The organism is Metaclostridioides mangenotii (genome assembly GCF_018917235.1).
In the GTDB taxonomy this organism is placed as follows: domain Bacteria; phylum Bacillota; class Clostridia; order Peptostreptococcales; family Peptostreptococcaceae; genus Metaclostridioides.
Window position 1 is genome coordinate 59,914 of the sequence record NZ_JAHLOF010000002.1, and the last position, 14,269, is coordinate 74,182.

13 protein-coding genes are annotated in these 14,269 nt (G+C 30.7%); 5 read left to right on the plus strand and 8 right to left on the minus strand.

Translation table 11 applies throughout. The annotated features are described in order from the left end of the window. Nucleotides 1-103: 103 nt before the first annotated feature. The 5 genes from KQI18_RS03590 to KQI18_RS03610 all read right to left on the minus strand — a co-directional run bounded on the left by KQI18_RS03590 (nucleotide 104) and on the right by KQI18_RS03610 (nucleotide 7,968). Nucleotides 104-1,981, minus strand: coding sequence for a cell wall-binding repeat-containing protein (locus KQI18_RS03590; protein WP_216466305.1), 1,878 nt, complete (start codon nucleotides 1,979-1,981; stop codon nucleotides 104-106). A 311-nt stretch (nucleotides 1,982-2,292) separates the two neighbouring features. Then, nucleotides 2,293-4,644, minus strand: a complete 2,352-nt coding sequence (gene secA, locus KQI18_RS03595) for a preprotein translocase subunit SecA (protein WP_216466306.1) — start codon at nucleotides 4,642-4,644, stop codon at nucleotides 2,293-2,295. Nucleotides 4,645-4,949: 305 nt separating this feature from the next. After that, nucleotides 4,950-7,052 carry a cell wall-binding repeat-containing protein gene (locus tag KQI18_RS03600; RefSeq protein ID WP_216466307.1) on the minus strand — a complete coding sequence of 701 codons (2,103 nt, stop codon included), beginning with the start codon at nucleotides 7,050-7,052 and terminating at the stop codon, nucleotides 4,950-4,952. 198 nt (nucleotides 7,053-7,250) lie between these two features. Further along, complete coding sequence (locus tag KQI18_RS03605) at nucleotides 7,251-7,529, minus strand: Mor transcription activator family protein (RefSeq protein WP_216466308.1); 279 nt, start codon at nucleotides 7,527-7,529, stop codon at nucleotides 7,251-7,253. 187 nt (nucleotides 7,530-7,716) lie between these two features. Beyond that, nucleotides 7,717-7,968 (minus strand): Mor transcription activator family protein, encoded by a 252-nt coding sequence (locus KQI18_RS03610; RefSeq protein WP_216466309.1) that lies wholly within the window; start codon nucleotides 7,966-7,968, stop codon nucleotides 7,717-7,719. A gap of 193 nt (nucleotides 7,969-8,161) precedes the next feature. Here KQI18_RS03610 and KQI18_RS03615 point away from each other — a divergent pair, with 193 nt between their 5' ends. From KQI18_RS03615 to KQI18_RS03635, 5 genes are all read left to right on the plus strand, one after another. Then, entirely contained in the window at nucleotides 8,162-8,383 is a 222-nt protein-coding gene (locus KQI18_RS03615; protein WP_216466310.1) for a DUF1659 domain-containing protein, read from the plus strand. Nucleotides 8,384-8,415: 32 nt separating this feature from the next. Then, nucleotides 8,416-8,640, plus strand: coding sequence for a DUF2922 domain-containing protein (locus KQI18_RS03620; RefSeq protein ID WP_216466311.1), 225 nt, complete (start codon nucleotides 8,416-8,418; stop codon nucleotides 8,638-8,640). 12 nt (nucleotides 8,641-8,652) lie between these two features. Continuing rightward, nucleotides 8,653-8,799 carry a YvrJ family protein gene (locus tag KQI18_RS03625; protein WP_216466312.1) on the plus strand — a complete coding sequence of 49 codons (147 nt, stop codon included), beginning with the start codon at nucleotides 8,653-8,655 and terminating at the stop codon, nucleotides 8,797-8,799. Nucleotides 8,800-9,137: 338 nt separating this feature from the next. Continuing rightward, nucleotides 9,138-9,608 (plus strand): pyridoxamine 5'-phosphate oxidase family protein, encoded by a 471-nt coding sequence (locus tag KQI18_RS03630; RefSeq protein WP_216466313.1) that lies wholly within the window; start codon nucleotides 9,138-9,140, stop codon nucleotides 9,606-9,608. 792 nt (nucleotides 9,609-10,400) lie between these two features. Further along, entirely contained in the window at nucleotides 10,401-11,462 is a 1,062-nt protein-coding gene (locus KQI18_RS03635) for an NAD(P)-dependent alcohol dehydrogenase (RefSeq protein ID WP_330654351.1), read from the plus strand. Between the two features lie 122 nt (nucleotides 11,463-11,584). Here KQI18_RS03635 and KQI18_RS03640 read toward each other — a convergent pair whose 3' ends face one another. The 3 genes from KQI18_RS03640 to KQI18_RS03650 all read right to left on the minus strand — a co-directional run bounded on the left by KQI18_RS03640 (nucleotide 11,585) and on the right by KQI18_RS03650 (nucleotide 13,851). Next, complete coding sequence (locus tag KQI18_RS03640; RefSeq protein WP_216466314.1) at nucleotides 11,585-12,214, minus strand: hypothetical protein; 630 nt, start codon at nucleotides 12,212-12,214, stop codon at nucleotides 11,585-11,587. Between the two features lie 61 nt (nucleotides 12,215-12,275). Next, on the minus strand, nucleotides 12,276-12,866 hold the full coding sequence (locus tag KQI18_RS03645) for a hypothetical protein (protein WP_216466315.1): 591 nt from the start codon (nucleotides 12,864-12,866) through the stop codon (nucleotides 12,276-12,278). 256 nt (nucleotides 12,867-13,122) lie between these two features. Further along, nucleotides 13,123-13,851: a DUF5714 domain-containing protein gene (locus KQI18_RS03650; protein ID WP_216466316.1), complete on the minus strand. Its 729-nt coding sequence runs from the start codon at nucleotides 13,849-13,851 to the stop codon at nucleotides 13,123-13,125. Nucleotides 13,852-14,269: the final 418 nt, after the last annotated feature.

Sequence of the window (14,269 nt, forward strand, 5' to 3'; positions counted from 1 at the left end):
GAAGCTAAAAGACTCACTGAAATTAAAGTTAATTTTCAATGAGTCTTATTTGTTTGCCTAGTTACGCTGTTTATTAAGTCTTAGTTCCCTGATATCTTACTTATTACCATCCTAATATACTTGCTAATTTAGTATAAACAGCTGTTTTTATTCCGTTACCTATTTGTATAACATTTGATGGTTTAACTTCTTTAGCTTTAATAGAATTCTCTTGAGAATCAGTTATTTGATCTGTCGCAAGAAGTATTGGACCATTTCCAGCAGCAAGTGGACCTGCTGCAAGAGCATCTATAAGCATATTATTGTTTCCATATCCATCTTTTGCAACATATAGAGTATCTATTTTATCATAATATTTTTCTATTACTTTTGCATTAGTATCGTGTCTAGTCTCTCCTTCAACTCTCTCTACTTTGCTATCTTTAGCAACTAATTTTAAGTCATTTTCTAGAGAATTAGACACATTATTTGATCCACCGATTATATCGATTTCTTTGTCTTTAAGCATAGTCATTGATTCATTAGATAATCCTGACCAACCATTTACTATTATTGGAGAATTACCTTCTGCAGCCTTTGCAGCTATACTCATAGCATCTGGCTCACCCTTAGCTCCAACAACATACGCTTTAGTAGCTGGATTTGTCTCTGTCATAGCTTTTGCAACTTCTAGTGAAGTCGTATGTCTATCGTCTCCAGATATTCTCTCAACATTTTTTGTTATATTAGTAAGTTGTTTTTCTGCTTCTTTAGAAACAGCTGACTCCCCACCTACTATGTATATGTTAGCTGAAGGCTTTGTTTTTATAACTGATTTTATGTAATCTAAAGTAACTTGTGGTACTTCAGTGTCTGAAGCTAACACTATAGGAGCTGACTTCATCTTAGCAAATGGAGTTGCTGCAAGACCATCAACTATCTTATTTGAGTTTACTATTACTATATTGTCATTAAGTCCAGATTCTTTAGCAATCTCAATAGCAGTTGAATATCTGTCCTCACCAGCTACTACATTTACTTTTACTTCATTTTTAGCTAGAGCGTTTTTTGATTTCTCTAAATTCGTTTTGCTTGTACTCTCAACTGTAAGTTCTATTGGATTTCCAGAAGCATCTATGTATTTAACTACATAGCTGTATTTTCCTGTTTGTTCATCTTTTTCTGAAATTTCTCCTATTAACTTATCTTTATCCTTTGCTATTTCTACACCTTTAGCTGATAATCTGAAACCATCATATATATCAGAAGAATCTACAATAGCAAGTTCCCCGTTTTTAACAGTAACTTCTTTTATATCTTTATCTGGTATAGCTTCTGGATCTGCATCTGCAAATGCAACTATCGTACTTAAATCTAGTTCATTTTTTAGCTCTATCTCTTTACCATCTTTATCTAATGGCTTAGCTTTAAGGTTTACCTTGTTATCTCCAATGTTTAGATTAATAGTTTTCTTAGATTCGTTGGCTTTACTCTCTAAAGTTATACTTAATATATCTTTATCAGTTGTACTCTTTTTAAGTTCTGCACTTACATTTGCTATACTGTATATACCTTCTCTATTTTCAGCAACTTCATTAGCAGTTTTTATGTTTTGTACCTCTCCTGAAAGATCTGCATATGTTTTATATGATCCAACAGCTTTTGATACATACTTACCGTCAGCATCCTTTGCATGACCTTTATCTTTTATAGTTACTACTAACTGAGCATTATTAGGAATATCATTGATCATTTTCTTAAGGTCATCTGACTTAGTGATAACTTCATTACCCGCTTTAATTTCATAAACTGGAGCTACAGTCTCACCATCACCATTGTATTTAATCTTTAATAAGTTTTCTACTTCTTTAATTAAACTACCTGCTTCTTTTACAGTTATAGTTTCTTTTGTTACAGTGTTTTCTTCTGCGGCAAAAACTGGTGCCACTGATGTAGCTACTGTTGCTCCCGCCATTAATACTGCAAGGTATTTTTTATTCATATATTTACCTCCATTTATTTTTTATTCTAATCAATTCATTATATTACATTTTTTTGTAGCTTTCAACAATTTTACCACTATTAACCTAATATGAGAAAAAAAGGTTACAATTTTGTAACATCTTTCTTTTAAAAAGCAATTATTCAATAGACATCCGAAAATCTTTATAGTATAATAGCTAATAGGAAGAAAGAAATTTAAAACATCTCTTTTTTTCCGTATTTCTCACACGAAAAAAGAGACCGATTAATCGGTCTCTTTTTTATTTATTTTTTACTTTTTAAAGTTAAAGTCAATATTAATTAAATATGTTATTCTGCATCGTCAAACATGTACAGATATTTAACAGTGTTTATTCTAATATTTCTATTTAGCTCATCGAACATTCCAAACCCTTCGATCTCATATTCTTTGACCGGATCTTTTTGACCTATGGCTCTTAGACCTATATACTGTCTCAACTGATCCATCGCATCGATATGATCGACCCAGTATGAATCAACCACCTGAAGTAAAATCCTCTTCTCAAGAGTTTTCACTCTATCTATACCTGTAACCATCTTTTTAAAATCATATATCTTTTTAGATATATCGTAAGTATACTCAACAAGTTCATCTACACTTTTACTGTCCATATCCGGAATAAGTACTGTGTTTAGAGGCATAAACGCATTGTAGAGGAATTTTAAATATCTTACATAATCCCTATTTTTTGTTAAGTACTTCTCAGCAGACTCTTCTATTATGCTTCTTACCATCTTTTGAATCTCTTCTGATAGATCAGCACCGTCAAGGACTTTGTCTCTCTCTCCGTAGATTATCTTTCTCTGTTGATTTATAACATCATCGTATTTAAGTACATTTTTTCTTATCTCGAAGTTTTTACCTTCTATTGCTCTTTGTGCCCTCTCTATATTTTTAGATAGGTTTTTACTCTCAAGAGCATCATTTTCTTCGCCTTTCATTCGGCTCATTATCTTCTCTATACTCTTACCACCGTATAGTTTGATAACCTCATCTTCAAGACTCACGAAGAATCTAGATGTCCCAGGATCACCTTGACGGCCAGAACGACCTCTTAGCTGATTGTCTATTCTTCTCGTCTCATGTCTCTCAGTACCAATTACGTAAAGTCCACCTAGTGCCTTTACTTGCTCCTCTTCTTCTTTATCTCCTGCACCTAAAGCAATATCAGTTCCCCTACCTGCCATATTTGTAGCGATAGTCACCGAATCGAGTTTACCAGCTTTAGCTACTATAGCCGCTTCCTTGTCGTGTTGCTTTGCATTAAGCACTTGATGTTTTATACCTCTCTTCTTCAATAACTCAGAAAGCATCTCTGACTTATCTATAGAAACTGTACCAACAAGTATCGGTTGTCTAGTCTTATGTATTCTTTCTATTTCATCTACAACAGCATCGTACTTAGCCTTTTCTGTTCTAAATACTTTTTCTTGAAGATCCGCTCTAATAACAGGTCTGTTTGTAGGAATCTGTATAACATTCATATTATATGTAGACTCAAACTCAGTCTCTTCAGTCTTGGCTGTACCTGTCATACCTGATAGTTTTTTGTATAATCTAAAGAAATTTTGGAATGTAACTGTAGCCATTGTCTTAGATTCGTTTTTGATCTCAACTCTCTCTTTAGCCTCAACAGCTTGGTGTAGCCCATCTGAATATCTACGTCCATCCATAATTCTACCAGTAAATTCATCAACTATAAGGATTTCTCCGTCTTTTATAACATAGTCCACGTCTTTATCCATTAGCTTATGTGCTCTTAGAGCTTGGTTGATGTGATGGTAAATCTCTATATTATTTACGTGTGTTAGATTTTCAAGTCCAAAGAATGACTCTGCCTTTTTAAGCCCTGACTCAGTCAAATTTGCATAGTTATCCTTTTCATCCACTTCATAATCTTCTTCCTTTAATGTTTCAATTAGTACATTCGCTTGTTCGTATAGACTAGTACTTTCATCACCAGGTCCAGAGATTATAAGAGGTGTCCTAGCTTCGTCTATAAGTATAGAGTCGACCTCATCGACAATTGCAAAGTTAAGATCTCTTTGAACCTTGTCCTCTTTTTTTACAACCATGTTATCTCTCAAGTAGTCAAAACCAAACTCATTGTTTGTACCGTATACAATATCACAGTTGTATTGAGCTTTTCTAATAGTTGGATCCTGATCTTGAATTATGACTCCAACGGACATGCCTAAGAATTCATAAACCGGTTGCATCTGCTCTTTGTCACGTTGTGCTAGATAATCGTTGACAGTTATAACATGTGCACCATCTCCAGACAGAGCGTTTAAGTATACCGGAGCTATAGCAACTAACGTTTTACCTTCTCCAGTTTTCATCTCTGCAATTTTGCCTTGATGAAGAACAATACCACCGATAAGCTGAACTCTATACTGTCTCATACCTAGTATTCTTCTACTAGCTTCTCTTGCAACAGCAAAAGCTTCTGCTAAAATATCATCAAGTGTTTCACCATTATGTAATCTTTCTTTAAAGATAGCAGTCATACCTTGTAACTCTTCATCTGACATTGCCTGCATCTTTTCTTCTAAAGCTTCTATTTTATCTACTATATGATTAAGTGATTTAATTTCTATTTTATCCGATTTATCTACAATTTTATCTAATAACGACATTTTCTTACCTCCCTGTAAAAAATCTACAATTTCTATTATACATTAATTTTTAGAATAAATCTTCTTTTTTAGCCTGAAGAAAACGTCTTCTTGTTTAAAAATTTAAGTAATGGACATTTAATGGAAAATATAGTATAATCGTTTTACTTGAAATAAAGTGGTTACATCTTATTTTAAGTATTTCTCACAAATAAAGTACCTATTATTTAATAGGTACTTTTTATTGTTAAGAATTTTATAAATATAAACAAAAAGATCCCTCCTAAGAGAGATCTTTTCTATATCATAGATTTCATAAGTAAATCTTATAAATCAAAATGGTCTACAATAACTTTTATAACGTCTTTTGTTAAACCTTGACCTACTTGATATAATTTATTAGCTGCATTTTTATCAGCAACAGTCTTAACAAAATCATCTTGATCACTTGATAATTTATCACCAGCTAATACAACAGGTGCTTGTTTAGTTGCAGCAAATGGAGCTATAGCTAAGGCATCTATTAATTGTCCATCTCCACCAGCATAACCATTCTTTGCTATAAACATTGTATTCTTCTTTGTTTTAAAGTGACTATTTAAAACAGCAGCATTTGTATCAGCTCTATCTGCGCCAGATAATCTCGTTGTTTTACCTGCTATTTTATTATCATCTTGTATATCTTTTAATACTTTTGTTGAAACTTTAGTAGTTCCTCCAACTATTGTAACATCTTTTAAATCAGACATATCTTTAAGTTGATCTTTAACATCTCTAGTTAATGCATCTTTTTGAGTAACTAGAATTGGAGCATTCTTTTCAGCTGCAATAGATGCAACACTCATAGCATCAGCCAATCCATCACCACCAACAACGTAAGCAGTCTCTTGTTTAGATCCATCTAAATGGTCTTGTAATTCATCAGCTATCTCTGCAGAAGTAGCATATCTATCTTCTCCAGATACTCTTACAACATTGGCGTTCAATTTATTGATTAATTGTTTTTCTACATCTTTAGATATTGTATTAGTTCCACCTATTAGGTAAACATCACAATCTTCATCTACAACTCTTTCAATTTCTTTCATAGTCATTTGTGGTACTTCATTAGCTTTTGTTAATAGTATTGGTGCACTAACAGCTTTTGCTAAAGGTGCTGAAGCTAATCCATCTACTATTGCATTTTCTCCTACTAATACAACTGCCTTAGCTTTTTTTTCAACTGCACCAGTTTCTTTATAATCTAAGAAAGCTTCTTTACTTATTTCAACAGCTGTTTCGAATCTGTCTGTCCCAGATAAAGATGTTACTTTTCCAGAAGAAACTTTTGTTCCGTTAGTTATAGCATTAACTATTGTATCTAAATCTTTTTTATTGTCTGATTTTAAAACATACTTAACTGGTTTCTCATTATCAGAACCTTTTTTAGCTGTAAATTCTATAGTTAATTCATATCCATCATTTACTGTTTTTATTTTATTATTATCTGTTTGACTATATTTAATAGTGTATCTTGCACCATTTAATACATAAGTTGCACCTTTTACTTGATCAGCATCGGCATCAATTAATGTGTTAACTAAATCTTCACCTTTGTCTGTATAACCATCTTCTGAAGTGTAGAATTTATCAAGATTTTCTTTTATAGTAGTTGTACTTCCAACAGTATATTTACCTACAATTGAAGATGCTTTAGTTATATATTTTTCTTTGTCTTCAGCATTTTTTAATTTCTTGAATCCATTGATTCTCGAAAGAACATTATCATCAGTTGTAGTAGGATCTACTTCAACATCATTTCCTTCTACTGGTTTGTTAAAATCAACTTTATAATCACCAGATGCAAATTCAATTGTTTTTCCACTTAATAATTTCATTTCTACAGTAACTAATTTATCAGAATAATCAGCTGCTTCAATTGCATCTCCATCAATATCGAGCGCTGTAACAGTTCTTACACCTACTGGTAAACCAGCAGTTTTTCCTGCATAATCTGTCGCAATTTTTGCTAATTCTGTAGAATCTATAAATTCATATTTAGTATATTCTTGTTTTGTTATAGATCCATTTACAGTATTATGTCCTTTATCAGTAACTAGAACATGAAAATCTCTGTCTTCTAAATCTGCTTGCTCCATTTGTGATTTTAAATCATGTATATCTGTTATTCTAGAATTAGGTATTACTTTATTGTCTTTATCAAGCTCTTCAATTTTGTATACTGATCTTCTGTATTCTTTACCAGACTCAACTTCTCCATCGCCATTAGTTTCAGCTGGATCAGAATATTTAGTATTTAATAACTTCTCAACCTCTTTTACTAAATCATCTTGAGTAAAATCTTTAACCTCTGCAGCAAATACTGGTGCAACAGAAGTAGCTACAGTAGCAGCAGCCATAACAACTGCTAAGTTTCTTTTCTTGTTCATAATTTCGTTTCCTCCCAACAATATATTAATTACATCTCTCTTTATGTAAATTAACCGTTGTTTCTCGTATTTCTCACATACCTATCATATACTAAAATTTACTCCATTTCAATAGATTTTACCATTTTTATTTCCTTAAATTTGAAATACAATTAAATTTTACTAATTATTTTTTATGTTTTTCACTGTGTTTTATTACTATTTTTTATTCTTAATTATATTTCTTATATGAGTCTCAGACATATGAAATTCTCTGGCTAACTCTCCATAATTTTTCCCATTAAATTCTTTTAATATCAATCTGTCACGTGATTTTCTCAGTATACATTCCTGAGTAGGTAAATATATATGCCCCCCACCCCACTTTTGACTTAACTCTAATAGGTCTTCAATACCTACGACTTTTAAAATTTCTCTTACATTTGCTTTTACATCATCTTCCCTAAACTCCTTGATCAATTTACTAATATTTATCATACTAATCTCCCCCTTAAGTATATTATCTTTTATATGTTTCAATACATATTCATTAAATTACTTAATTTTTGATAGGATTTCACGTCTAGTTTTCGCTGATGATATACAAAATGTTTTTTAAACTTTGTAATTTACACTTCTATATAATTTATATTCTACCTATTTTTGTATACATTTTCATTTATATTTATATATTTTTTACTATTCTTCTTACACTAACAACACTTATGCCATATTTAATAGCTAATTCGTTGACATTTACTCCATTGTATTTTCCAATTATATCTCTATTCCTAGCTTGTCTAATTAGGCTACTATATATTGGAATATACATATTAATTCCTCCATAAAGCTTTGATATCTCTAAGAAATTTTCTATTCCTATTACCTCTATCATTGCATGAAAATTGTTAGGTATGTCATTTAATTTAATCAGCATATATTTTCCCCCTTTCAATTGATTGATTATATTTTAGCCTTTTCTAGATAATAGTTGAATATAAATTAGTTGGACAAACTTTTTTTAAGTTTATTTTGATAACACATGTTATAACTACATGAATATACTTCTTGTTATTATAAAGATACAAAGTAAATGTGCACATACTTTGAATAAAATTAGGAGGTAATATATGGCTATTGTTTCAACTAAAAATACATCTAGTATAAAACTTAGTTTAGATTGCGGTATTGATGGAAAAGGAAAGACTGTCGTTAAAAGTAAATCATTTAATAATTTAAAATCTGACGCAACTGACGACGATATTTATGAGGTTGTTGAATCTACTATAGGCTTACAAGATTTTACTTTGTTAAAAGTAAATAGAATAGACAATTCGACTTTATCTAAGTAATTAAAATGTAAAATAAAATATGGAGGTATGCTATGGAAACTAATAGAAAGTTAGTTATGAGTTTTAAAACTTCGGCTGATAAAACAGTATCTATATCACTTGATAATCCTAAGATTGATTTGACTGAGGAAGAAATAAGAACAACTATGAGTTTAGTTTTAAATAAGAATATATTTGCAGTAGATGGAAAGGATTATGTTTCTTTGGTTAGCGCAAAGGTTGTCGAGACTGATACTACTGTTTATGAGTTAGTATAGGTTGGTGGTAGTATGTATGAGGATATACAATTTTTGATTGCTAATGTCGGCTTTCCTATTGCTTTGTCTATGTACTTGCTTATTAGGATTGAAGGTAAGTTGGTCGGACTTAGTGACAGTATCGATAAGTTGGCTAGGAGTATATTAAAAATAAATTAAACTAAAACTAAAGCCATTGAAGGATATCCTTCAATGGCTTTTTATATCATTTTGCAAATTTATATATCATCCTTATTATCATTATTTATAGTCAATTATATTTTTATTAAAGACTTAACATCTGTTTATTGTTTATTATCATTATTGGTTATTATTAATCAAGATAATTTATTAAATTTTATACTATATTTATTACTGTTTGATAAATTCAATTTGACCATTCATATAATCAATAATCTATAAATTTTTTTAATCTATTAATATATTAAGACGTGATATAATTGGATTAATTACTAATAATATAAAATAGTACATAATTTAAACTGGAGGGATTGCATATGTTTAAAGAAATGAGAAGAAAAGATAGAATGTTGAGTATCAAAGAGTCAAAAGACATCTTAAAAAACTGTGAATATGGAGTTCTGTCATCAATAAGCGATAATGGACACCCATATGGCGTACCTCTTAGCTATGTTTATTTCGACGATGCTATATATTTTCACAGTGCAAGAGAAGGTCACAAAATAGAAAACATTAAAAACAACGAGAAAGTTTCTTTCAGCGCAGTTAGAAATACAGAAATACTACCAGGTGAATTCTCTACCAATTATGAAAGTGTAATCGTCTTTGGAACAGCTAGTGAAGCTCTTGACGACGAAAAGTACTCTGCTCTTATGGAACTTATTAATAAATACGATCCCGATTCAAACAAAACAGATAAAGGCAAAAAATACATAGATGCTCTAACAAAACAAACTTATGTTGTAAAGATATCAATAGATCATATCACTGGAAAATCTAGAAGATAAATTTAATTCTAATATTTAATATTTAATATCGTTAAAATTTTAAAAAATGTGGATAAGCTGTTATTCGAAATAACAGCTTATTTTATTTTTTTAAAAATAATATAAATCTGGTAAAAACTTGTATAAGCTGTTAAATTATAAAAGGAGAATCACCGTATATAAGTACTACTTTTTATGAATTTTTAATAATATAAATAAGTTGATAAATAATAGGAGTGTGTTTTATGTTTCGTCGCAATAAATTGGTTATTTTCAATAGAGTTATTTCTTCTACATTTATAATATTGACTTTGCTATTGTTTTTAACAATGTTTTTTGACATTGAAATTAGCTATAATATAGTTCAACGTTTTTTGGTTATTTATCTTTTTAGTATCTTTGCATTTTTAGCTAGTTTGTTTTTTACTACCGTCATACTTTTATTTATAGTTGATAGACAAACATCAAAAAGAAAGATTTTAAAATTTGTAAAATTATTTTTAAGTTTTATTGCATTATCTTTATTATTTAAAATTTTAAAGCCCGGAGACTTAGACATAATGCATATAATAGTAATATCATTCGGTTCTTCAATAGGAATTATCTATTACGATTTAATCCACAATACTTAATATTAAATTTTATGTTATTCACAAATTAGTTACTAAACTATATATAAATATTAACTATAGAAATTTTTTATATAGTTTTATGTTGACAATCAAAATATAAAGCAATATTATTAAACTAAAGATTAATAATTTATTAACAAACATATCTACAAATTAACCAATTGGAGAGGAGATTATCTATATGAAGATGAAAGGCTTTGCAATGTTGGGAATAGGAAATGTTGGTTGGATCGAAAAGGATGTACCAAAATGCGGTCCTTTAGATGCAATTGTAAAACCACTCGCTGTATCACCATGTACTTCTGATATTCACACAGTATGGGAAGGTGCAATAGGTGAACGTTCTGATATGATATTGGGACATGAAGCAGTAGGTGAGGTTGTAGAGGTTGGATGTGATGTTAAGTCATTTAAAGCTGGAGACAAAGTAATTGTTCCTGCTATTACACCTGATTGGGGTTCTCTTGAAGCTCAAGCTGGATACTCAATGCATTCGGGTGGTATGTTAGCTGGATGGAAATTCTCTAACTTTAAAGATGGAGTTTTCTGTGAGTTCTTCCATGTTAATGAAGCTGATGCAAATTTAGCTATACTTCCTCAAGGTATTGATGTAGCAGATGCTGTTATGCTAAGTGATATGGTTCCAACAGGATTTCACGGTGTAGAGTTAGCTGATGTTCAGTTTGGAGATTCTGTATGCGTAATAGGTATCGGACCAGTAGGCCTTATGGCTGTTGCCGGTGCAGCTCTAAGAGGTGCATCCCATTTATATGGAGTTGGTTCACGTGCAAACTGTGTTGCTGCTGCCAAAGAATACGGCGCTACAGATATAATAAACTACAAAGAAGGCGACATAGTTACTCAAATTATGGACAAGACTCACGGTAAAGGCGTTGATAAAGTTATAATTGCAGGAGGAGATAACGATACTTTTGCCCAAGCTATAGAAATGCTAAAACCTGGTGGTCGTATAGGTAATGTGAACTATCTTGGTTCTGGAGACTATATAAAAATCCCAAGAGTTGAATGGGGTTGCGGTATGGGACACAAGGTAATCGCTGGAGGTCTTATGCCTGGTGGAAGACTACGTATGGAAAAACTAGTTTCTCTAATGGAAACAGGTCGACTTGACACAAGTAAATTATTAACTCATAAATTCAATGGGTTTGATCATATGGAAGAAGCTCTTATGTTGATGAAGGACAAACCTAGAGATTTAATAAAACCAGTAGTAATATTTTAAATAAAAATAGATAATAAATGCAGTAGAAAAGCTTATATCACTTTTCTGCTGCATATTTTTTATTATACGTGGGGTTGAATTTTGTACTCTTTATTTTTAACTCTCAATATTATAAGGACTTGTTAATCTAAATCTTCACCTAATTCAGCTTCTAACTCTCCGAATAAGTTGTATATTTTATTTCCTTTGATTTCACTATCCAAAACTTTTATCCTATCTTGATATTCATTGTATTCTTTTTCAGATATAAGATTATTCTTATCATAATTTCCTGCCTCTTCCTCGAGTTCGTTAATCAATTCTTTTACATTCTTATTTTTTAATTTATCCTCTATTTCTAGTCTCTCTTTGCAGGCGTTTGATTTGTCAGTACAAGCTACTATGATTTTATAGTGTATGTTATTGATTTTATCATCTCTAGAATTAAATTTAGAAAATCCATCAGCCATTTCCCCAAATTTATTTTTATCATTTTTTATATTTTGGATCATAAAGTCATACTTTTCATCTCCGGGGCCTAAATATTCATAATCTGTGTCTACATCATCTATAGTATTCTCAAACTCATTGATATACTTTCCGGATACTTCATCAACTATTGATTTCACCCTAGATATATACTGCTTTTTAGATACTGTTTCAATATTTTTATTTTTATTTGAATCTCCACTTTTTGTATCCCCGATATTGTCTTTAGCACATCCAACTACAAAAATTAACACAACTATTAATAAACATACGATTTTTTTCATAAACTACCCCCACTATTTTTATCATTACTAATATATGTACGATTATCAATTTTTCTAAGCGTTAATCTAAGTTTTCTCCCAATGCTACTTCTAATTCACTCCAAATATCTTCTAATGTCACGCCATCGATTAATCCACCTAACTCATAAATCCTTTTTTCAATATCACTGTATTCCTTTTGAGATATAAGGTTTTCTGGTACAGTTCCAGCCTCTATCTCTAGTTCGTTGACATTCTCCTTTATTCCTACACCCGTAATTTTGTCTTCTAACTCGTCTATTTCTTTGTAGTAATTTGATTTATCAATACATGTCTTTATCAATTTTTCATGCAATTGGTTTATCTCTTTGTCTTTACTTTTAAACTTTGAAAGTTGTTCTCCCATTTCTTTGTACTTTATTTCGCCGGTCTTAAAACTTTCTAGAATTTCTTGGTACTCGTAGTTATCTGGGCTTTTCTCATACATCTCTGCATAGTTTTCTGTAATATCTAAATAATCGTTTCCGTACTTTGAAAACATTTCATCAATTGTTGAACTAAGTCTCTCTGCATATTCCTTTTTTGACAACGTCTCTACTCCATCACTTTTTTCAGTACACCCCACTGTTAAAACCGAAAACAACACCAATAAAGTTACTAATATTTTTTTCATAAAGTCTACCCTCACAATTTAAATTTGAACTGCTTTCCTCAATTTTACTCAAATTATACCAATTATCGTCGACCATATCAAACAAATTGTAAGGCATTTTTGTATATATTAATAACTTAGATTTATTATTTAGTTTTTAATTGATAATTTATAAGAAAGAGTCAAATATTGATAACTTGCATCCCTATATAATTTTATCTCATATTTGCATTTATTGTAGCGCTTAATTAGCACTCTTCTAAACAATTCGGTATCGTTACATAGCTGTCTTTTTATAGTAAAATAAGCAATCTTCTTTTATACACTCATTATTTTCTCTAAAAAATCCACAAACAATGTTTTCTGGAACCTCCATTTTTATATCTTTAAACTTTTCAGTATTCTTTACAGCTTCAATAATAGCTAAAAATAAATCTCTTTTACAACATCTAGGTCCTCCATGCTCTGCGATAGATTTTAATGCTGATGCTGTCATTAAATTTGCATTCTGCCACTCTTTTTTATTTAATGGCGAACATCGAGTTATAATACTGTAGTAAATTCCTGTACTCACGGCCGCTCCACAACATCCATGCATACCACAAAAACCTCCTGGAACTTGCTTACCTCTAACTACCATTTCTTTTAACGACTCTTCTAAGTTAATTTCTCCACCGCTATTTGAATAAGCTGTTAAAAGGCTGGCACCAACTAATATATGGTGTTCTGGTCCATGCATGTAAATGTATGGAAAAGTCATTATACTTTTTGCAATTTCTATTGGATTTGTAGATTCACTCTTCAAACATATATCTACTATTGTTTCTATTCCTTTCTTACTATGGCACTCATCACAAATATAGTGTCCACTTTCACATTTAGCATTGCTCGTATATTCAATATGGCATATTCCACACACCATACTTTCTACTTTTTCTAAATACTTAAGTTCTCCTCCACATACAAGACAAGCATTTGCTTTGCGTTTAGTTATAATATCGCTCATTAAATACATCTCCCTTTATATATAAAAATATTCTAAAATAAAACTCATAATATTCTACTCTTAAGCTTCTTACCTTCTCTACTTGTTGTTATCTGTTACATAATGGATGTCTTTATAAGCTCTCATACTTTTTATTTTATCATATCCAATATCTGAAAAGTATTTTATTAATTATCAATAAACTGTGTCTTAATTGATAAAATCAAACTCGCTATAAATAATATTCTACAAATATTCATTAAAACTATCAGCAAATAATTTAAATTCATCTGGGCCTTACAAATGCCCTTTTTTCCCTTTATCAGAAATACATAAAATCAATAAATAACATCGAAATTCCACCATTATTTATACAGTCAAAAAAATGAATCCATTTAATATATGTCGCGTCAACCCCTATCCTAATCTCTATTTATGC

Coding starts and splice junctions, on each gene's coding strand:
- KQI18_RS03590 (WP_216466305.1), bottom strand. CDS start 1,981: ATGAATAAAAAATACCTTGCAGTATTAATGGCGGGAGCAACAGTAGCT.
- secA (WP_216466306.1), bottom strand. CDS start 4,644: ATGTCGTTATTAGATAAAATTGTAGATAAATCGGATAAAATAGAAATT.
- KQI18_RS03600 (WP_216466307.1), bottom strand. CDS start 7,052: ATGAACAAGAAAAGAAACTTAGCAGTTGTTATGGCTGCTGCTACTGTA.
- KQI18_RS03605 (WP_216466308.1), bottom strand. CDS start 7,529: ATGATAAATATTAGTAAATTGATCAAGGAGTTTAGGGAAGATGATGTA.
- KQI18_RS03610 (WP_216466309.1), bottom strand. CDS start 7,968: ATGCTGATTAAATTAAATGACATACCTAACAATTTTCATGCAATGATA.
- KQI18_RS03615 (WP_216466310.1), top strand. CDS start 8,162: ATGGCTATTGTTTCAACTAAAAATACATCTAGTATAAAACTTAGTTTA.
- KQI18_RS03620 (WP_216466311.1), top strand. CDS start 8,416: ATGGAAACTAATAGAAAGTTAGTTATGAGTTTTAAAACTTCGGCTGAT.
- KQI18_RS03625 (WP_216466312.1), top strand. CDS start 8,653: ATGTATGAGGATATACAATTTTTGATTGCTAATGTCGGCTTTCCTATT.
- KQI18_RS03630 (WP_216466313.1), top strand. CDS start 9,138: ATGTTTAAAGAAATGAGAAGAAAAGATAGAATGTTGAGTATCAAAGAG.
- KQI18_RS03635 (WP_330654351.1), top strand. CDS start 10,401: ATGAAGATGAAAGGCTTTGCAATGTTGGGAATAGGAAATGTTGGTTGG.
- KQI18_RS03640 (WP_216466314.1), bottom strand. CDS start 12,214: ATGAAAAAAATCGTATGTTTATTAATAGTTGTGTTAATTTTTGTAGTT.
- KQI18_RS03645 (WP_216466315.1), bottom strand. CDS start 12,866: ATGAAAAAAATATTAGTAACTTTATTGGTGTTGTTTTCGGTTTTAACA.
- KQI18_RS03650 (WP_216466316.1), bottom strand. CDS start 13,851: ATGAGCGATATTATAACTAAACGCAAAGCAAATGCTTGTCTTGTATGT.